At 63.9% G+C, this 18,215-nt stretch carries 19 protein-coding genes; 14 read left to right on the top strand and 5 right to left on the bottom strand.

Annotated features, from left to right (window positions below; all coding sequences use genetic code 11):
• Window positions 1-34: 34 nt before the first annotated feature.
• Window positions 35-1,585: a glycerol-3-phosphate dehydrogenase gene (gene glpD / locus JMY28_RS12935; protein ID WP_201696314.1), complete on the bottom strand. Its 1,551-nt coding sequence runs from the start codon at window positions 1,583-1,585 to the stop codon at window positions 35-37.
• 265 nt (window positions 1,586-1,850) lie between these two features.
• Window positions 1,851-2,630, bottom strand: coding sequence for a DeoR/GlpR family DNA-binding transcription regulator (locus tag JMY28_RS12930; RefSeq protein ID WP_201696313.1), 780 nt, complete (start codon window positions 2,628-2,630; stop codon window positions 1,851-1,853).
• A gap of 71 nt (window positions 2,631-2,701) precedes the next feature.
• Between JMY28_RS12930 and JMY28_RS12925 the strand changes: the two genes are divergently transcribed.
• The 4 genes from JMY28_RS12925 (at window position 2,702) to JMY28_RS12910 (ending at window position 5,951) form a co-directional block, all read left to right on the top strand.
• Window positions 2,702-3,154 (top strand): hypothetical protein, encoded by a 453-nt coding sequence (locus JMY28_RS12925; RefSeq protein ID WP_201696312.1) that lies wholly within the window; start codon window positions 2,702-2,704, stop codon window positions 3,152-3,154.
• A 111-nt stretch (window positions 3,155-3,265) separates the two neighbouring features.
• Window positions 3,266-4,657 (top strand): uracil-xanthine permease family protein, encoded by a 1,392-nt coding sequence (locus JMY28_RS12920; RefSeq protein WP_201696311.1) that lies wholly within the window; start codon window positions 3,266-3,268, stop codon window positions 4,655-4,657.
• Between the two features lie 101 nt (window positions 4,658-4,758).
• Window positions 4,759-5,349, top strand: coding sequence for a helix-turn-helix domain-containing protein (locus JMY28_RS12915; protein WP_201696310.1), 591 nt, complete (start codon window positions 4,759-4,761; stop codon window positions 5,347-5,349).
• 53 nt (window positions 5,350-5,402) lie between these two features.
• The gene (locus tag JMY28_RS12910) at window positions 5,403-5,951 is read left to right on the top strand and encodes a GNAT family N-acetyltransferase (RefSeq protein ID WP_201696309.1); all 549 of its coding nucleotides are present in this window, start codon (window positions 5,403-5,405) and stop codon (window positions 5,949-5,951) included.
• Between the two features lie 30 nt (window positions 5,952-5,981).
• Here the strand turns inward: JMY28_RS12910 and JMY28_RS12905 are convergent, their stop codons facing one another.
• Window positions 5,982-6,335, bottom strand: coding sequence for a hypothetical protein (locus JMY28_RS12905; RefSeq protein ID WP_201696308.1), 354 nt, complete (start codon window positions 6,333-6,335; stop codon window positions 5,982-5,984).
• 362 nt (window positions 6,336-6,697) lie between these two features.
• Here JMY28_RS12905 and JMY28_RS12900 point away from each other — a divergent pair, with 362 nt between their 5' ends.
• Window positions 6,698-6,967, top strand: a complete 270-nt coding sequence (locus JMY28_RS12900; protein ID WP_201696307.1) for a hypothetical protein — start codon at window positions 6,698-6,700, stop codon at window positions 6,965-6,967.
• Between the two features lie 82 nt (window positions 6,968-7,049).
• On the opposite strand, the gene JMY28_RS12895 is transcribed toward JMY28_RS12900, so the two are convergent.
• Window positions 7,050-9,335, bottom strand: a complete 2,286-nt coding sequence (locus tag JMY28_RS12895) for an NADP-dependent malic enzyme (protein WP_201696306.1) — start codon at window positions 9,333-9,335, stop codon at window positions 7,050-7,052.
• A 163-nt stretch (window positions 9,336-9,498) separates the two neighbouring features.
• Here JMY28_RS12895 and JMY28_RS12890 point away from each other — a divergent pair, with 163 nt between their 5' ends.
• Entirely contained in the window at window positions 9,499-10,464 is a 966-nt protein-coding gene (locus tag JMY28_RS12890) for a LysR family transcriptional regulator (protein ID WP_201696305.1), read from the top strand.
• A gap of 80 nt (window positions 10,465-10,544) precedes the next feature.
• On the opposite strand, the gene JMY28_RS12885 is transcribed toward JMY28_RS12890, so the two are convergent.
• Entirely contained in the window at window positions 10,545-11,867 is a 1,323-nt protein-coding gene (locus tag JMY28_RS12885; RefSeq protein ID WP_201696304.1) for an MFS transporter, read from the bottom strand.
• 289 nt (window positions 11,868-12,156) lie between these two features.
• Here JMY28_RS12885 and JMY28_RS12880 point away from each other — a divergent pair, with 289 nt between their 5' ends.
• The 8 genes from JMY28_RS12880 to JMY28_RS12845 all read left to right on the top strand — a co-directional run bounded on the left by JMY28_RS12880 (window position 12,157) and on the right by JMY28_RS12845 (window position 18,210).
• The gene (locus JMY28_RS12880) at window positions 12,157-12,900 is read left to right on the top strand and encodes an IclR family transcriptional regulator (RefSeq protein WP_201696303.1); all 744 of its coding nucleotides are present in this window, start codon (window positions 12,157-12,159) and stop codon (window positions 12,898-12,900) included.
• A 64-nt stretch (window positions 12,901-12,964) separates the two neighbouring features.
• On the top strand, window positions 12,965-14,017 hold the full coding sequence (locus tag JMY28_RS12875; RefSeq protein WP_201696302.1) for a cyclase family protein: 1,053 nt from the start codon (window positions 12,965-12,967) through the stop codon (window positions 14,015-14,017).
• Window positions 14,018-14,063: 46 nt separating this feature from the next.
• Window positions 14,064-14,765: an SDR family oxidoreductase gene (locus tag JMY28_RS12870; protein ID WP_201696301.1), complete on the top strand. Its 702-nt coding sequence runs from the start codon at window positions 14,064-14,066 to the stop codon at window positions 14,763-14,765.
• 2 nt (window positions 14,766-14,767) lie between these two features.
• Window positions 14,768-15,748, top strand: coding sequence for a 3-hydroxyacyl-CoA dehydrogenase (locus JMY28_RS12865; protein ID WP_201696300.1), 981 nt, complete (start codon window positions 14,768-14,770; stop codon window positions 15,746-15,748).
• A gap of 70 nt (window positions 15,749-15,818) precedes the next feature.
• Window positions 15,819-17,150, top strand: a complete 1,332-nt coding sequence (locus JMY28_RS12860; RefSeq protein ID WP_201696299.1) for a short-chain fatty acid transporter — start codon at window positions 15,819-15,821, stop codon at window positions 17,148-17,150.
• 53 nt (window positions 17,151-17,203) lie between these two features.
• Window positions 17,204-17,488 carry a muconolactone Delta-isomerase gene (gene catC, locus JMY28_RS12855; protein ID WP_201696298.1) on the top strand — a complete coding sequence of 95 codons (285 nt, stop codon included), beginning with the start codon at window positions 17,204-17,206 and terminating at the stop codon, window positions 17,486-17,488.
• A gap of 12 nt (window positions 17,489-17,500) precedes the next feature.
• Window positions 17,501-17,797, top strand: a complete 297-nt coding sequence (locus tag JMY28_RS12850) for a YciI family protein (RefSeq protein WP_201696297.1) — start codon at window positions 17,501-17,503, stop codon at window positions 17,795-17,797.
• Between the two features lie 236 nt (window positions 17,798-18,033).
• Window positions 18,034-18,210, top strand: a complete 177-nt coding sequence (locus JMY28_RS12845) for a DUF1328 family protein (protein ID WP_201696296.1) — start codon at window positions 18,034-18,036, stop codon at window positions 18,208-18,210.
• Window positions 18,211-18,215 lie beyond the last annotated feature (5 nt).

Below are 18,215 nucleotides of genomic sequence, written 5' to 3'. Positions count from 1 at the left end.
CGTGCTTTACCTTGCTGCGTGATGCCGGCGAACTTCAGTGCTGCGCGGTCGCCGTCGCGCTTGTTGCGGCAAACCAGTGATCGATTGCGGCGGCCACGCCATTGAGCGTGCCCGGTGCGACATGCAGGCCGAGCTTGGAGCGGCGCCACAGCACGTCTTCGGCGCGCGTGGCCCATTCGGCGGCGCGCAGGTAGCGCAATTCGGCCTCGTAGATGCCAGGCGCGATTTCGACGCCGAGGCCCGCGAGCGATTGCGCGTTGCCCACGAGACGTTCGGCGCGCGTGCCGTACGCGCGCGCGTAGCGGCGCGCAAGCGCGGCAGGCAGCCACGCATGGCGCTTCGCGAATGCCTGCGCGAAAGGCTCGAAACGCGCGTTCGCGATATCGCCGCCGGGCAACGGCGCGCCCGCGGTCCACGAAGGCGCGGTGTGGTCGAGCGCGCGGCACAGCATGTCCGAAGCCTCTTCCGCAAGTTTGCGGAAGGTCGTGATCTTGCCGCCGAACACCGAAAGCAGCGGCGCGCCAGCGGTTTCGTCGAATTCGAGCTTGTAGTCGCGCGTGACGGCGGACGCATTCTCCGCGCCCTCTTCCTCGAGCAGCGGACGCACGCCCGAGTAGGTCCATTGCACGTCGGCGGGCGAGATCTTGCGCTTGAAATAGCGGTTGATCGACTCGCACAGATAGCGCGTTTCGTCGCCGTCGATCGACACCTTCGCGGGGTCGTTGCGATACTCCACGTCGGTCGTGCCGATCAGCGTGAAGTCATGCTCGTACGGAATCGCGAAGATGATGCGCTTGTCCGGGTTCTGGAAGATGTACGCGTGGTCGTGATCGAAGAGACGCTTCGTCACGATATGGCTGCCTTTCACGAGGCGCACGCTGTGCTGCGCGCCGCGCCCCAGCGCGCCGTGCAGCACGTCGCCCACCCACGGGCCGGCCGCATTGGCGATAGCGCGCGCGCGCACGTCGAAGGTGCTGCCGTCCGGGCGGCGCAGGAGCGCCTGCCATTCGCTATGCGCACCGTTCGCGACATTCGTGCGCACGGCGGATACCAGCTTCGTGCGCGTGAGGATTTGCGCGCCGCGCTCTTGCGCGTCGAGCGCGTTGAGCACGACGAGGCGCGCGTCGTCGACCCAGCCGTCCGAATACACAAAGCCGCGCCGGATCGAATCGATGAGTGGCTCACCCGCCGCATGGCGGCGCATGTCGATGCCGCGCGAGCCCGGCAGCAGTTCGCGCTTCGCCAGATGATCGTAGAGGAACAGGCCCATGCGAATGAGCCACGCCGGACGCAGGTTCGGCATGTGCGGCATGACGAAACGCAACGGCCACATGATGTGGGGCGCCGCGCGCAGCAACGTTTCACGCTCCTGCAACGCCTTGCGCACGAGCCCGAATTCCTTGTACTCGAGATAGCGCAGCCCGCCGTGAATCAGCTTGGTGCTGGACGACGAGGTATGCGAGGCGAGGTCGTCCTGCTCGCAAAGGAGCACCGACAACCCGCGGCCGGCCGCGTCGCGCGCGATACCCGCGCCGTTGATCCCGCCGCCCACGACGAGCAGATCGTACCGGTTCTGTTGAGTCACCCTGCTGTGTCCCTGAAAGAAAAACGAACCTTAAAATGTTCGAATTCGAAATTTATCGAACACGAACGAAAAAGTAAAGATTCGATTTTGCAAAATCTCGGACGAAAGGCGAGCGTAAACGAACATGTACCGAACGTTCGTCAGGCGCGAATGAAAACGGGGCGCTAGCGCGTTTGCGCCAGGCAACGCGCCGGATTTCAGATCGGAAATGGAGAAAAAGCGCGGACGACGCGCTCAGAGAAAGCGCGGACGAATATTCCGCGCCTTACGCTGCGATGTGAACCTGCGTGCCCGCTGCGAGAACCGCCTCGTTCATTTCCGCGGGCAACGGCTGGTCGGTGAAGAGCGCATGAACCTGACTCAGATGCCCCTGGCGCACGAGCGCCGGGCGGCCGACCTTCGAATGGTCGGCGACGAGGTAGACCGTGCGCGCATGCTCGATGATGGCCTGGGCCACACGCACCTCGCGCGTGTCGAAGTCGCGCAGCGTGCCGTCGGTCTCGATGGCCGACGTGCCGATGATCGCGTAATCCACCTTGAATTGCCGGATAAAGTCGATGGTGTGCTCGCCGACGATGCCTTTGTCCCAGGGGCGCACGACGCCGCCCGTGATCATCACTTCGCAGTCGGGATAACCGCTCATCAGGCTCGCGACGTTGAGGTTGTTCGTGACGACGCGCAAGCCCTGATGATGATTGAGCGCGCGCGCCACTTCCTCGGTCGTGGTGCCGAGGTTGATGAAGAGCGACGCCTGATCGGGAATGTGCTGGGCCGCGAGCGCCGCGATACGGCGCTTCTCCTCATGAAACATGTGTTGCCGCGCGCTGTACGAGACGTTTTCCGAACTCGTGGGCAGGCTCGCGCCGCCGTGATAGCGGCGCAGCAGATTCATGTCGGCGAGCCAGTTTACGTCGCGGCGAATGGTCTGCGGCGTGACATCGAAATGCGAGGCGAGATCGTCGACCGTGACGAAGCCATCGCGTTGCACCCATTCGAGCATTTCCTGCTGGCGCGCGTTCAGGGTGAGGCGAGGATCTCGTGTCATTGGCTCGTTTGGCATGCAAGTGAGGACCGACCTATTGTAAGGGCTCGCCCACCCGATTCAGGAGAAAGCCGATGCATGCCGTACGCAAATGGATAGCAGGCGCCGCCGTGATCACCGTGACTGCCATGCTGGCCCCGCTGTTGGTTCCGCTGCTCGTCCCGCTTTCCGCCGTCGCGCAAACTAACCCCGCCGAAACGCCCCCTGCCGCGCCCGCCGGCGACGGCACGTTCCTCCTGACGATCTTCCTGAAGCACGACGAGTCGAAGCCGCTGCCGAAGATCAATCAGCAACTCGCGGAACAGGGCTTCTACAAAGCCTTCCCGCCGCCCGGCATCGAAGTGGTCTCGTGGTACGTGATGATGGGAATCGGCCAGGTCGTGACGCTGCGCGTGCCCGCCGACCGGCTGCGCGAGGTGAATCGCGCAATCGAGGAAACCGCGTGGGGCGGTTACCACACCGAGTTCTATCCCACCTACGACTACAAAGCGCTCGCCGAGCGGGCACGCTCGCGCAACGGCAAGTAATGGGGGCGGCGGGCGCGCTGTTGGACTGCGCGCCCTGAAGCGCGCGCGCTCAGGGTTCCCCCTCAGCTTCCGTTAAAATGCTGCGCTTTCTCCGCTCACCCGCCGCTCCCGATGCAATCCGCCTCATCGACCCCACGCGCCGCTTCCCACGGCGCCGACGACACCGAAACCACCCACGACCTCGTCTACGGCCCCAACGACCGCCCCGCGCCCACCATCGCCTTCGTGGCCGCGCTCCAGCATCTGCTCGCGATCCTCGTGCCTATCGTCACGCCGGGCCTCTTGATCTGCCAGGCTCTGGGCGTTTCCAGCCGCGACACCACGCTGATCGTCTCGATGTCGCTGGTGATTTCCGGCATCGCCACGTTCCTGCAATGCAAGCGCGTCGGGCCGCTCGGCGCGGGCCTGCTCATCGTCCAGGGCACGAGCTTCAACTTCGTCGGCCCGCTCATCGCGGGCGGCAGTCTCATGGTCAAGCAGGGCACGCCTGTCGTTACCGTGATGGCCGCGATATTCGGCGTCGTTATCGCAGGCTCGTTCGTCGAAATGGCGGTATCGCGCATCCTGCCCTTCATCAAGCGCCTCATCACGCCGCTCGTCACCGGCATCGTCGTGCTGCTGATCGGCCTCACGCTCATCAAGGTCGGCCTCATCAGCATGGGCGGCGGCTATGGCGCCATCGCCAAGGGCAACTTCGCGAGCGTCCAGAATCTCACGCTCTCGGGCCTCGTGCTCGGCACCATCATCGTGCTCAACCGCGTGCCTGTCGTCTGGGTGCGCAGCACGGCGCTCGTCATCGCGCTCGCCATCGGCTATATCGTTGCGGGCGCAATGGGTCGGCTCGACTTCACCGGCGCGCGCGAAGCCGCGCTGTTCCAGATTCCGACCCCGCTGCATTTCGGCCTGGGCTTCTCGTGGTCGCTCTTCGTGCCCATGCTGATCATCTACCTCGTGACCTCGCTCGAAGCGATCGGCGACGTCACCGCCACCAGCAAGGTGTCGAAAGAGCCGGTGGAAGGTCCCGTGTGGATGCGGCGCATCAAGGGCGGCGTACTCGTCAACGGCTTCAACTCGCTGCTCGCCGGTTTCTTCAACACGTTCCCCAGCTCCGTGTTCGCGCAGAACAACGGCGTGATCCAGCTCACCGGCATCGCCAGCCGCCACGTAGGCCTCTGGATCGCGGGCATGCTCGTCGTGCTGGGCCTCTTCCCGCCCGTGGCGGGCGTGCTGCAGGCCGTGCCCGAGCCCGTGCTGGGCGGCGCGGCCATGGTGATGTTCGGCGCGGTGGCCGCTTCGGGCATCAACATCCTCGCGGGCACTCGCCTCGACCGCCGCGCCCTGCTCATCATCGCGGTGTCGCTCGCGCTGGGCCTTGGCGTCTCGCAGGTGCCCGAGATCCTGACCAGCCTGCCGCATGCCCTCAAGAACGTGCTGGAATCAGGTGTCGCGACGGGCGGCATCTGCGCGCTCGTGATGAACTGGTTCCTGCCGGAAAAACAGTAACGCGCCGAGCGCGCGGCCCTGAAACCGGGCCGCCCGCTTTTTTATTGACCGTGATTTCCAATTTACTGGATAATAACTCCATCATCTTGGAAACGAGTCAAATGGACAGCCCGACCGACGCCGGAATCAACGAGCGCATCGCCCGCTGCGTGCGCGATTTGCGCGCAACGCGCGGCCTGACGCTGGACGCGCTGGCCACGCGCAGCGGCGTGAGCCGCTCGATGATCTCGATGATCGAGCGCGGCGCCGCCAGCCCCACGGCGGTGGTGCTCGAAAAGCTCGCGGCGGGGCTTTCGGTATCGATGGCGAGCCTCTTCGGCGCAAGTGGCGAGAGCGCGCCCGCTGAGCCCCTGGTACGCCGGGAGCAGCAGGCACTGTGGCGCGATCCGCAGTCGGGCTATATGCGCCGGAGCGTCTCGCCGCCCAACTGGCCTTCGCCGATCCAGCTGGTCGAAGTGGATTTCCCCGCCGGCGCACGCGTCGCCTATGAAACGGGCGGCCGCGACAATGTGATTCACCAGCAAGTCTGGGTGATGGAAGGCAGGATCGACGTGGAGTTGGGCAATGAACGGCATTCGCTCCATGCGGGCGATTGCCTCGCCATGCGGCTCGATCAGCCACTGATATTCAGAAATCCAGGCTCCCACGCCGCGCATTACATCGTGGCCATTTGCGACGTAAGCGGTATCTGAACCAGCCTGATGCGCCTCAATCTGCCACCCTTTTCATTTAAAGAGGATTCCCTATGAATGCGAACTCACAGAGCGATGGTGTGCGCTTCATCGATTGCAACGAAGCGGACCATGCGTCGGCGATTCTCGAGATCCTCAACGACGCGATCGTCAATTCAACCGCGCTCTACGACTACAAGCCGCGCCCGCCCGAGGCCATGGCCACATGGTTCGGCACCAAACGCGCGAACGGCTTTCCGGTAGTGGGCGCCGTAGATGAAGCCGGCACGCTGCTCGGCTTCGCGAGCTGGGGCACATTCCGCGCGTTTCCCGCCAACAAGTACACGGTCGAGCACAGCGTCTACGTGCACCGCGACCAGCGTGGCCGTGGCCTCGGCGAACGCCTGCTGCTGGAGTTGATCCGCCGCGCCCGTGAGCAACAGATTCACGTGCTCGTGGGGTGCATCGACGCCACCAATGGCGGAAGCATTGCGCTGCACACCAAGCTGGGATTCACGCACTCGGGCACGATCAAGGAAGCGGGATTCAAGTTCGGCCACTGGCTCGACGCCGCTTTCTACCAGCTCAACCTCGAGATGCCCGTTCCGCCTGTGGATGGCTGAAGTTCGCGCGCAATGCGTGCTGTAAGTGCTTTAGCGTGCGCTCGAGCGGGCCGCAGCCGCTGTCATGGCATTGCGGATATGGCGTGCACGCAGCGGCGCGCGGGCCGCGCGCTTCGAGGCGCACGCCGCGCGCGTAGCACGCAGCTTCGCCTGACTGCGGTTGCGGGACGCGGCCTCGCGCGTGACGCGCCGCACTTGCCTGTGCACTGCGAGGAGCACGCAGCCTATGGCCGCGAGCACGGCCACGCGAAACGGCGACGACTCGAAGGCGCGTTCCGGTACGTGCAGCAGCAGGATCGATATGACCACGGCGACCTGAATGACGATCGCCGAAAGCGAAGCAACGAACAGGTACGCGTGCAGGCGATCGGTCGGCGGCTTCATGGCGCTGCACTCCCGAAAGTTGCGCTGACAACGATATCCAGTCTGGCTGGTTCCACCCTACGCCGTGCGAATGTCACGCGCATGGCAACGCGCAACGCTGGGCAGAGTGATGAGATCGTGCCTGCTCCAAGCTGATGAGAACCTTAAGGGAATGCGCCTGCGAAGCCTGTGAATCCGCTTTTTTTCGTTGGAACAGAATCCTTTGCGCACCTTACTAACCAGCGCCTTTCACCGCCTTTCGACTTACCTCGATTCGTGCGCAACGTGACAAGGTTTCTTTCGGTTCATTCAGTGCAACGTAAGGTTGACTTAAGCTCGCACGCCGTACCCTTGCAAGCTGTAATCCGCACAGCAATGCAGTCATGAATCGCACCTATGAATATCGCGGCTACGCAATCCGCGTTGGCGTCGAAGCGAAAGGCACGGTCCCGCTCGATCGACCGGAAATCGAACGTCCTCGCTACGCGGCCGTGGTGAGCATCGCGGCCAACGGCGAGCGCGTATTACCCTCACACCTGAAAATCGAGAACGCCGCCGGCCTTCCCTTCCGCTCCGATATCGACGCCTTGATGGGCGGCTACAGCGCGGCCCGCCGCCTGATCGACGAACAGCTAGCCGAAACCGCGGCCTGACCCGAAAGAAAAAAACGCGCGACAGCTAGAAGCCATCGCGCGTTTTTTATCGGGACGCAGGTCGTGCGTCCGCCGTCTACGCTCAGTCGCGGTTCGCCTGCAACACGGTCAGGGCGGCCATGTTGATGATGCGTCGCACCGTCGAGCTCGACGTCAGCACGTTCACCGGCGCATTCACGCCCAGCAGGAACGGGCCGACCGCCACGTTGCTGCCCGCACCCGTCTTGAGCAGGTTGTAGGCGATGTTGCCCGAGTCCACATTCGGGCACACGAGCAGGTTCGCCGCGCCCTTGAGCTTCGAATGCGGCAGGATGCGCAGGCGTAGCGCTTCGTCCAGCGCGCAGTCGCCGTGCATTTCCCCGTCGATTTCCAGATCGGGATTCTTCTGAGTCACGAGCTTGAGCACTTCACGCATCTTCGTGCCCGAAGCCGAGCTGCCCGAGCCGAAGTTCGAACGCGAGAGCAGCGCGACCTTCGGCTGCAGATTCAGCCATTCCATCTGGCGCGCAGCCGCCAGCGTGAATTCGGCGATCTGCTCGGCGTTCGGGTTGTCGTTCACGTGCGTGTCGACGATCGCGACCGTACGCTTGTCGAGCAGCAGGATGTTCATCGCCGCATAGGTATTCGCGTTCGGATGCATGCCGATGGCTTCATCGACGAAGCGCAGGTGGTCGTGATACGCGCCCACCGTGCCGCACACCATGCCGTCCGCGTCGCCCAGGCGCACCATCATCGCGCCGATCAGCGTGAGGCGGCGGCGCATTTCCACGCGCGCCATTTCCTTCGAAATGCCGTCGCGGCAGCGCAGTTCCCAATAGGTCGTCCAATACTGGTGGAAGCGCTCGTCGTACTCGGGGTTCGTGACTTCCACGTCTTCGCCGAGCTTCAGGCGCAGGCCGAACTTCTCGATGCGGGCGAGCAGCACTTCGGGGCGGCCAATCAGGATCGGACGCGCGAGCTTCTCGTCGACGATCACCTGCACCGCGCGCAGCACGCGCTCTTCCTCGCCTTCGGCGAACACGATGCGCGACTTGCCGCCGTCACGCACGAACTGCTTCGCGGCCGCGAAAATCGGCTTCATGAACGCACCCGAGTGATACACGAACTGCTGCAGCTCGTTCGTGTACGCGCCAAAGTCGTCGATGGGGCGCGTGGCCACGCCGTCTTCCATCGCCGCCTTCGCGACGGCCGGTGCGATACGCACGATCAGGCGCGAATCGAACGGCTTCGGAATCAGGTACTTCGGGCCGAAACGCAGATCATAGGCGCCGTATGCGGCGGCCACCGAATCGTTCAGCTCTTCTTCCGCGAGCTTGGCGATCGCGTGCACAGCCGCGATTTCCATGTTGCGCGTGATGGTCGTTGCGCCCACATCGAGTGCGCCGCGGAAGATGTACGGGAAGCACAGCACGTTGTTGACCTGGTTCGGGAAGTCCGAACGGCCCGTGGCGAGCACCGCGTCCGGGCGCGCTTCGAGCGCGACCTCGGGGAAGATTTCCGGCGTGGGGTTGGCAAGCGCGAGAATCAGCGGCTTGTCGGCCATCTTCTTGACCATTTCCGCCTTGAGCACGCCGCCCGCGGAAAGGCCGAGGAACACGTCCGCGCCTTCGATCACGTCGGAAAGCGAACGCGCCGAGGTGTCCTGCGCGAAGCGTTCCTTGTCCGGGTCCATGAGCGTCGTGCGGCCCTGGTAGACCACGCCGTCGATATCGGTCACCCAGATGTTCTTGAGCGGCAGGCCGAGATCGACCATGAGGTCCAGACACGCCAGCGCCGCGGCGCCCGCGCCCGAAGTCACGACCTTGACCTTCGTAATGTCCTTGCCAATCACTTTCAGGCCGTTCATGAACGCGGCCGAAACGGTAATGGCAGTACCGTGCTGATCGTCGTGGAAGACCGGAATCTTCATGCGATCGCGCAGTTTGCGCTCGACCGTGAAGCAATCGGGGGCCTTGATGTCTTCCAGATTGATGCCGCCGAACGTGGCTTCGAGGCTCGCGATGATGTCCACGAGCTTGTCCGGATCGCTTTCGGTGACTTCGATGTCGAACACGTCGATCCCGGCGAACTTCTTGAAGAGCACCGCCTTGCCTTCCATGACCGGCTTGGAGGCCAGCGCGCCGATGTTGCCCAGACCGAGCACGGCCGTACCGTTCGTGATCACGCCCACCAGATTGCCGCGCGCCGTGTAGCGGAACGAGTTCTGCGGATCGGCGACGATCTCCTCGCAGGCCACGGCGACACCCGGCGTATAGGCGAGCGCGAGGTCGCGCTGAGTGACGAGCGGCTTGCTGGCCGTCACCGAGATCTTGCCCGGGGTGGGAAATTCGTGATATTCCAGCGCGGCCTGACGATCGGTCTTGTTCATGTTCCTCACTCGATATGGAAAGGGCCCGGCTCGCGCCGGCCAACCTGGATCGGGGCTGGCGCGGCCTGGCGTGTTCGAATGAGGCGATTCTAGAGAGCCCTCATAACGTGTCCATTTTGATTTAGTATGGGGCCATCATTTTTTCGTAATACCCTGGGGAATCGTGTCTTTCAGCATTGACGACGTGACGAGGCGGTTGAACACACGCCTGAAAATGCGCCATCTGGTCCTGCTCCTGCAGATCCGCCAGCACGGCTCGCTCACGCGCGTGGCGGAACATATGGCGACGAGCCAGCCCGCCGTCACCAACGCGCTGGCTGAAATGGAGAGCATGTTCGGCGCGCCGCTCTTCGACCGCACGCCGCGCGGCATGACGCCCACGGCGCTCGGCAACGTGGTGCTCGCGCGCGCCCAGGCCATGCTGCACGACCTCGACCACCTCGCGCGCGACATCGAAGCCGTGGTGGCCGGCCACGCCACGCGCGTGCACGTGGGCGTGATTCCGTTCATCTCGGGGCGCACGCTGGCCGCGGCCATTCGCCTCACGCAGTCACGGCTGCCGCAACGCGTCACCATGACGATTCACGAAGGCACGAGCGACGCGCTCCTGCCGCAGCTTCGCGACCATACGCTCGATATCGTGATCGGCCGCGCGTCTTCCGCTGTGGATGTCTCGCAGTTGCGCTTCGAGGTGCTGCATCAGCAAAAGCCGCGGCTCATCGCGAGCCGGCGGCTCGCGGCGCGCCTGGCGCGCGGCAAGCTCGACTGGGAAAAGCTGGTCGAGCTGGACTGGATACTGGGCGCGCCACACACGCCCATCCGCGAACAGATTTCCGACCTCTTCCTGCATGCGGGCGTGGCGCCGCCCGTGCCGATCGTGGAGAGCTACACGTCGCGGCTGATCGGCGAGATGATCAGCACGAACGAGAACGCCGTGTCGATCGTGCCCGCCGATATTGCCGAGGAACTCGTGCACTTCGCGGGCGTGGCCATCGTGCCGTACACGCTCGACTGGACGCTGCCGCCGGTTGCCATGTTCACACGCGCAGGTGTGCTGCGCGATGTCGATGCCACCTTTGGGCAGTCGCTGCGCGAGTTCTATCTGGAGGCGGAGAAGGCGCGGGGGTGAGCGGTTAAGGCTCAAGGCAAACGGGGCGCGGACTCAATCGCCCGCGCCCCGTCTACCCCGCATCACCGGTATTCAGCAGATCAAACCCGCGCCGTCACCGTACGCTGCGCCTCCAGCGTGCCTTCGCCCTGCATGCGCGCCACCAGCATCAGCGCGCAAACCAGCGTGATGAGCACATGCACCACGCCCAGCGCCACCACCGAAAGAATGCTGCCCGTGGCGCTCAACAGGTACTGGCCGAGAATCGGCGTCGTGCCCGCGAACACCATGCCGCAAATCTGATAAGCGAGCGAAATGCCGGTGTAGCGCACCTGCGCGGGGAAAGCCTTCGCCAGCATGCCTGCCATGGCCGCGTAGTAGAGCGAATGCGGAATCGAGGCGAGCGCCATGCCGATCATCGCGAGTTTGGTCGAGCCGGTGGCGATCATCGAGAACATCAGGGGCAGCGCAACGATCTCGGGCACGAGCATGTAGATGATCGCTTTCTTGAGATCCATCTTCGTGGCGAGCACCGCGCCGAACGGTTGCACGATCAACTGCACGACAATCGCGAACGTGATGACGCTCAGGAACTGCGTGCGGTCGAAGCCGATCGAGGTCACGGCCCACGAAAGCGCGAACGTGGTCTTGAAGTAAGTGGCCGAGAGCGCGATCACGCAGGCGCCCACGCCCATCGCCACGAGCCCCTTGTGATGGCGCAGCACTTCGGCGATCGGCAGCTTCGCCACCTTGTTCTTCGCCTGCAACTCCTTCATGGCAGGCGACTCGTCCACGCTCATGCGAATAAAGAGCCCCACGGCCACCAGCGCCGCCGACATCAGGAACGGCACGCGCCAGCCCCAGGTCATGAACTGGTGATCAGGCAGCATGGAAATCACGAGAAACGCGACCGTGGCGAGCAGATTGCCGGCGGGCGAGCCCTGCTGCGCGAACGCCGAATAGAGGATTTCCTTGCCCTTGGGCGCATGTTCCGAGGAAAGCACGACCGCACCGCCCCATTCGCCGCCCATGGCAATGCCCTGCGTGAGACGCAGCAGGATGAGCAGCACCGGCGCGAGCACGCCCACCTGGTTGTAAGTGGGCAAAAGGCCCATGAGCGTGGTGCAGCCGCCCATCAGCATGAGTGTGACGATCAGCGTTTTCTTGCGGCCCACCTTGTCGCCGAGGTGGCCGAACACGATGCCGCCAATCGGGCGCGCGAGAAAGCCAACCCAGAACGAGGCGAAGGCGGCCAACGTGCCGATCAGCGCATTCGTCGAAGGGAAAAAGAGCTTGCCGAGCACGAGTGCGGCCGCGGTGCTGTACGCGTAAAAGTCGTACCACTCGATCGTCGTGCCAACGAACGAAGCGATGCCCGCCTTGCGAGCCTGGCGATGCTGGGTGTCGAGGGAGGTTGCTGCCAAGAGACGTCTCCAGATTTCGATTTCGAGCGGCGGTTTCCAAAGCGAAACGCGCCATGTCCCGGGCTTTTCCGATTCGAAAGTGGCGTGCGATAACGTTCGCTTACGAACCACCTTTCATTCAACGAACAAAGTGCCGGAAGGTGCGGACTATGAAACGGTCGTTCGTTAGCGTCAACCAAGGGATAACCCTCAGTTCGGCCGCCGCCAGAGCGGGGCGCGATTGCGACGATTTAGGTGTTTACCCGTAATCGTATTGTCAGGCTGTTATCGGTATGCCGATAATGCTCTCATGGATGTGAAAACTGCAGTGCGCGTCTTCGACGTGATCAACCTCTTTGCCGAGGTCCGGCAACCGATGATCTACAGCGAGATTGCGCGTCGAACCGAGATCCCGCTGTCGAGCTGCCACGCGCTGTTGCAGACGATGGTGGCCAAAGGCTATCTGTACGCGCCAGGCGTGAAGGCGGGCTATTACCCCACGCAGCGTCTCTTGCACGTCGCGCGCGACATCTGCAGCGAGGACCCGCTGACGCTGATGTTCCAGCCGTTGCTTTCCGCGTTGCGCGACGCCACCGGCGAAACCGCCGCGCTCGCCACGCTTGCGGGCAACCGCGTGGTCTATCTCGACGTGATGGAGTCGCGCCAGAAGATCCGCTATAGCGACGAGCCGGGAGGCTTCATGACTATCGCGAGCGCCGCGGGCAAGGCGCTGCTCGGCGCGCTCGCCCCGGCCGCGCGCCGCAAACTGCTCGACAGTTTCGAGCCGCAGTTGCACTCGGCCAATGGCGCGTTGATCGACCGCGCCGCGTTCGAGCACGACGTCGAGCAAGGCGTGACGGACGGTTGGCATCGTTCGACGGGCGAGAGCGTGGAGGACGTAGCCGGACTCGCGCGCGGTTTCCTGATTCACGGCGAGGCGTTTGCGCTCGTCATTGGCGCGCCCAAGGCGCGCCTTCTCAAGAACGAGCAGAACGCCGTGAAGGCGCTGCTCGAGGTGTACGCGCAAATCCCGCCAACGCTCCTCGCCGCCTGAGACGCCTCGGGCACTCGATGTAGCGATGCGCCAGGCGCGGAATTCCTGAAGTGGAGGTCAAAGCATGCGTTGGAAAAACCGGCCGGAAGGCTCGAACTGGGGCGACTTCGGTCCCGACGATCAATTGGGCCGCCCCAATCTCATCGGCGCGGAGCAGGTGCTCAAGGGCGCGCAGGAAATTCGCGCGGGTCTCACGTTCACGCTCTCGCTGCCGCTCGACTTTCCCGGTGACAGCAAGCTCAACGTGCGCCGCCATCCGCCGGTGCTGCGCCCCACCTTTCGCGACGGCCTGCCTTATGTGAACTTCCCGTTCGCGCGCAACGAAGCGGGCGCAACCGACGTGGTGAGCGACGATCAGGTGCTGCTCTCGCTCCAATACTCCACGCAGTGGGATTCGCTCGCGCACGTGGGCGCGCGCTTCGACGCCAACGGCGACGGTGTGGCCGAGAGCGTCTACTACAACGGCTATCGCGCGAACGTGGACGTCGTCGGCCCGATGGAATATCGCGCGGAAGACAACTTCGCGCCTCACGCCTGCGGCGGCGAACATAGCCATGCCGACGTGCTCGGCATCGAGCACCTTGCCGTGAAGGGGATGCAAGGCCGTGGCGTGCTGATCGATTTCGCCGCGCATTTTGGCCGCGAGTTTCGCACCGTGGGCTACGACGATTTGATGCGCGTGATCGAGGCGGACAGCGTGGAAGTCGAGCGCGGCGACATGCTCGTGCTGCGCACGGGCTTCGCGGAGATGGTGCTCGAAATGAACCGCCAGCCCGACGAAGCCGTTTTGTCGAGCCACTGCAGCGCACTCGACGGCCGCGACGAGCGCCTGCTGAACTGGATCACCGACTCAGGCATCGCCGCGCTCGCCGCCGACAACTACGCCGTCGAACGTTATCCCGCGCGAGCGCCGGCCGCGCCGGGCGATCATCCGCTCATGCCGCTGCATCACCACTGCCTCTTCAAGCTCGGCCTGCCGCTGGGCGAGCTTTGGTATTTGCGCGATCTCGCGTTGTGGCTGCGTGCGCACGGACGCTCGCGCTTCATGCTCACCGCGCCGCCGCTACGGTTGCCGGGCGCGATGGGGTCGCCCGTCACGCCGGTCGCAACGGTTTGACGAACTAATTCGCAATCCTTTGTTTTACCCGAATTCACGAGAAAACATGGCTAAAGAAAGAGTCCTGATTACCGGCGGCGCCGCCGGCATCGGCGCCGCGTGCGCCGCGCGCTGCGAGGCCGACGGTTACGAAGCCGTCGTCATCGACCGCGTGGGCGACGGCATCATCGCCGACCTCTCCGACACCCAGGCGACGGCGGCGGCACTTGCCCGCGCGCTGGAGGGGGGCCCGATCACGCGCCTCATCAACAACGTGGGCGTGGTCGTGCCCAACGACGCCGAGCACCAGTCGCTCGAAGAACTCGAACGCGCATGGGCCCTCAACGTGCGCTGCGCCCAGCAGTGCATGCAGGCGCTGCTGCCCGGCATGAAGGCAGCGGGCTTTGGGCGCATCGTCAACATGTCGTCGCGCGCCGCGCTCGGCAAGGAGTTGCGCACGGCCTATTCGGCCACCAAGGCCGCACTGATCGGCATGACGCGCGTGTGGGCGCTGGAACTGGGCGAGTTCGGCGTAACCGCGAACGCCATTGGCCCGGGCCCCATCCGAACCGAGCTGTTCGACCGCGCCAATCCGCCCGGCGCGCCGCGCACCGAGGCGATCATCAATGCCGTACCCGTGAAGCGCGTAGGCACGCCCGACGATGTCGCGCACGCAGCTTCCTATCTGCTCGATGCGCGCAGCGGCTTCGTGACCGGCCAGGTGCTCTACGTGTGCGGCGGCATGACCGTTGGCGTCGCGGGGGTTTGACGATGGCGGCCCTCGAAACGCCCACGCAAGCAGGCAAACCGCGACGAGCGGGCATTGTCGGCGCGGGCAGCATTGGCGTGGCGTTCGCAATATGCTTCGCGCGGGCCGGCTGGCGCGTGCGTCTCTACGATCCCGACGCCGCGCGCCGCGACGCCGCGCCTGAAGAGATCGCATTGCGCCTCGGCGATCTCACGCAATACGCCCTGCTCGACGAAAGCGCGAGCGAGATCGCCGCGCGGGTCGCGATCGTCGATACGCTCGAAGCCGCTGCGGCCGAGGCCGATCTCGTGCAGGAATGCGCACCCGAGCGTGCCGAACTCAAGCGCGAGATCTTCGCGCAGCTCGACCGCGCCGCGCCACGCGACGCGATACTCGCGAGCGCTTCGTCGTTTCTCGCGGCTTCGAAATTCGTGGACGAAACGCTGCCGGGGCGCGCGCGCTGCATGGTCGCCCATCCCGGCAACCCGCCCTACCTCGTGCCTATGATCGAGGTGGTGCCCGCAGCCTTCACATCCGAAGGGGCGGCCGCGCGCGCCATCGCGCTCTACGCCGAAGCGGGCATGAAGCCCGTGCGCGTGAAGCACGAAGTGGAAGGCTTCATCTTCAACCGCCTGCAAGGCGCCGTGCTGCGCGAGGCGTATTGCCTCGTGCGCGACGGCGTGGCGTCGGTGGAAGACATCGACACCGTGATGCGCGAAGGCCTCGGCCCACGCTGGTCGGTGATCGGCCCGTTCGAGACCGTCGATCTGAACACGCGCGGCGGCATTGCCTCGCATGCGCAGAAGATGGGCCCATCGTACGCGCGCATGGGCGCCGAACGCGGCCAGCACGACCCGTGGACGCCTGAACTCGTCGCGCAGGTCGAGGCCGCAAGACGCGCGGCGCTGCCGCTCGATCAATGGGACGAGCGTGTGGGCTGGCGCGACCGCCAGCTCATGCATCTCGCCCGTCATCGCAAAACCCAAAGCCACGACGACTCATAAGCGCCTCGAACGCACGCGCTGAGAGCCGAAGAGACCCGACAACTATTACGATTCAGACAGAGACACTTCCATGCAGAAAGTCACCGCTTTCTTTACCGAGCTGATGCGCCGGTATTTGCCCGATCCATTCGTGTTCGCGATCGGCCTCACGCTGCTGACGATGGCGCTTGCCGTGATCGTGCAAGGGCAAGCCGTCACGGCCCTCACCACGAGCTGGGGCAAGGGCTTCTGGGCACTGCTCGCGTTCACCACGCAAATGGCGGTGATTCTCGCGATGGGCTACGTGCTCGCAACGGCACCGCTCACCGACCGCTTTCTGAACCGCGTGGTGGCGCGCGTAAACGATCCGCGCATGGCGATCATCGTCGCGACGCTGGTGGGCGGCATCGGCAGCTATCTGAACTGGGGCTTCGGCCTCGTGGTCGGCGGCGTCGTCGCGCGCAAACTCGCGATGCGTGTGAAAGGCGTGCATTATCCACTCATCATCGCTTCGGCCTATAGCGGCTTCACACTCTACGGCCTCGGGCTTTCGGCGAGCATTCCCGTGCTGATCTCCACGAAGGGGCATCCGCTCGAAGCGCAGATGGGCGTCATTCCGCTCTCCGAAACGATTTTCTCGCCCACCATGCTCATTACGAGCCTCGTAACCATCATCACGCTGCCGCTCCTGAATGCATGGCTGCACCCCAAGCCTGGTCAGCCGATCAAGGAAATCGACCGCGCCCAGGAAGAAAAGCAGCAGAAGGCAGACGCGCTCGGCGTGGATCTCGACGAAGGCAACACGCTCGCCAACCGCCTGAATAACAGTCGCATTCTGAGCTACGTGATCGGCCTGATCGGCATGGGCTATGTCGCGCTGCATTTCGTGCAGGGCGGCTCGATCGACCTGAACCTCATCAACTTCTTCATTCTGTTCCTCGGCATCCTGCTGCTCGGCACGCCGATCCGCTATGTGGAGAAGCTCAACGAAGGCATTCGCACGATCAGCGGCATCATTCTGCAGTACCCGTTCTACGCCGGCATCATGGCGATCATGGCGTCTTCGGGTCTCGTCAATACGTTCTCCGAAGCGTTCGTGAAGGTTGCCACACCGGGCACGCTGCCGTTCTGGGGCTTGATCAGTTCGTTCGTCATCAACTTCTTCGCGCCTTCAGGCGGCGGGCACTGGGTCATTCAGGGACCGTTCATGATCGAGGCAGCGAAGACGATCGGCGCCTCCGTGGGCCATACGTCGACGGCCGTGATGCTCGGCAACGCATGGAACGACCTCGTGCAGCCGTTCTGGATCTTGCCGGCCCTCGCGCTCTCGAAGCTCAAACTCAAGGACATCATGGGCTACACGGTCATCATGATGTTCTGGATCGGCATCGTTTATTCGGTTGCGATTCTCGCCTGGGGCTGAGCGGATCGGATACGCGCCCTCCCCTGAACCCATACCTTTAACGGAGACCATTCATGCTGTATCTCGTGCACATGCAGGTGCAGATTCCGCACGGCACCGACGCCGCCTTCGCCGACGCCCTCAAGGCCCAAGAGAAAGCGTTCTCGCAGAAGCTGCAACGAGAAGGCAAATGGCGCCATCTGTGGCGCGTGGCCGGCGAATACGCGAATTACAGCGTGTTCGACGTCGAATCGAACGACGAACTCCATACGCTGCTTTCCGCATTGCCGCTTTTCCCGTTCCTGAAGATCAGCGTGACGCCGCTGGCCCAGCATCCGTCGGCCATCGTGCCCAATTAAGAGGAACGCGCCATGCCCTTTCTCATCGAAACGTTCGACAAGCCCGGCCACGCCGAGGTGCGCTCACGCGAGCGTGGCGTGCATCTGGAATTTCTCGCGCGCAACAAGGCGCTGTTGCTCGCCTGCGGCGCCAAGCTCAACGACGACGGCAGCAGCGCGGGCGGCGGTATCTATATCGTCGATCTCGAAACCCGCGAGGAAGCCGAGCGCTTCATCGCGCAGGACCCGTTCACGCATGTCGGGTTGTTCGAGAGCGTGAAGATCGTTCGCTGGCGCAAGGCCTACATCGACGGAACCTCCTACCTGTAAGCGCTACGCGCAAATTCTTCGCGAACGTTCCGTTCGTCATCAAGCCCTCGGAAGGCGCCGTGCTCCCCTGTGCGGCGCCGGTTTGGCCCGGCGTGCACCTGCGCGCGCCGGGCCGTTTTTCTTCCCCCCGACTCGCCCCTCCGGCCGGGCACATCGATTGCTGAGCAGATGCGCTGTCAGTCCATCAAGCAGCGCAGCCCACGTGGCCGCGCCTTCACACGAGGAGGAAATCGACCATGCTCAAGATGGCCCTGTTGTTTGCGGTAATCGCCGTGATCGCAGCCCTGTTCGGCTTCACGGGTATCGCGGCCGGTGCAGCCGCAATTGCGAAGATCCTGTTCTTTATCTTTGTGGTGCTGTGCGTGGTATTCCTCGTGATCGCGCTCGTAGTCACAAAGAAAATCGTAGATTGACCAGG

Origin of the sequence: Paraburkholderia hiiakae, assembly GCF_904848665.1 — a bacterium.
Taxonomy (GTDB): Bacteria; Pseudomonadota; Gammaproteobacteria; order Burkholderiales; family Burkholderiaceae; genus Paraburkholderia; species Paraburkholderia hiiakae.
Note: the sequence above shows the minus strand (reverse complement) of the source record. Positions and strands in the feature narration are given on the sequence as shown.

Bases quoted from the DNA above. Each gene is read 5' to 3' on its own strand.
- JMY28_RS12910 (WP_201696309.1), top strand. From the start codon at position 5,403: ATGAATGCGAACTCACAGAGCGATGGTGTGCGCTTCATCGATTGCAAC.
- JMY28_RS12925 (WP_201696312.1), top strand. From the start codon at position 2,702: ATGCATGCCGTACGCAAATGGATAGCAGGCGCCGCCGTGATCACCGTG.
- JMY28_RS12930 (WP_201696313.1), bottom strand. From the start codon at position 2,630: ATGACACGAGATCCTCGCCTCACCCTGAACGCGCGCCAGCAGGAAATG.
- JMY28_RS12920 (WP_201696311.1), top strand. From the start codon at position 3,266: ATGCAATCCGCCTCATCGACCCCACGCGCCGCTTCCCACGGCGCCGAC.
- JMY28_RS12875 (WP_201696302.1), top strand. From the start codon at position 12,965: ATGCGTTGGAAAAACCGGCCGGAAGGCTCGAACTGGGGCGACTTCGGT.
- JMY28_RS12860 (WP_201696299.1), top strand. From the start codon at position 15,819: ATGCAGAAAGTCACCGCTTTCTTTACCGAGCTGATGCGCCGGTATTTG.
- JMY28_RS12905 (WP_201696308.1), bottom strand. From the start codon at position 6,335: ATGAAGCCGCCGACCGATCGCCTGCACGCGTACCTGTTCGTTGCTTCG.
- JMY28_RS12895 (WP_201696306.1), bottom strand. From the start codon at position 9,335: ATGAACAAGACCGATCGTCAGGCCGCGCTGGAATATCACGAATTTCCC.
- JMY28_RS12915 (WP_201696310.1), top strand. From the start codon at position 4,759: ATGGACAGCCCGACCGACGCCGGAATCAACGAGCGCATCGCCCGCTGC.
- JMY28_RS12845 (WP_201696296.1), top strand. From the start codon at position 18,034: ATGCTCAAGATGGCCCTGTTGTTTGCGGTAATCGCCGTGATCGCAGCC.
- JMY28_RS12850 (WP_201696297.1), top strand. From the start codon at position 17,501: ATGCCCTTTCTCATCGAAACGTTCGACAAGCCCGGCCACGCCGAGGTG.
- JMY28_RS12880 (WP_201696303.1), top strand. From the start codon at position 12,157: ATGGATGTGAAAACTGCAGTGCGCGTCTTCGACGTGATCAACCTCTTT.
- JMY28_RS12865 (WP_201696300.1), top strand. From the start codon at position 14,768: ATGGCGGCCCTCGAAACGCCCACGCAAGCAGGCAAACCGCGACGAGCG.
- JMY28_RS12900 (WP_201696307.1), top strand. From the start codon at position 6,698: ATGAATCGCACCTATGAATATCGCGGCTACGCAATCCGCGTTGGCGTC.
- JMY28_RS12870 (WP_201696301.1), top strand. From the start codon at position 14,064: ATGGCTAAAGAAAGAGTCCTGATTACCGGCGGCGCCGCCGGCATCGGC.
- catC (WP_201696298.1), top strand. From the start codon at position 17,204: ATGCTGTATCTCGTGCACATGCAGGTGCAGATTCCGCACGGCACCGAC.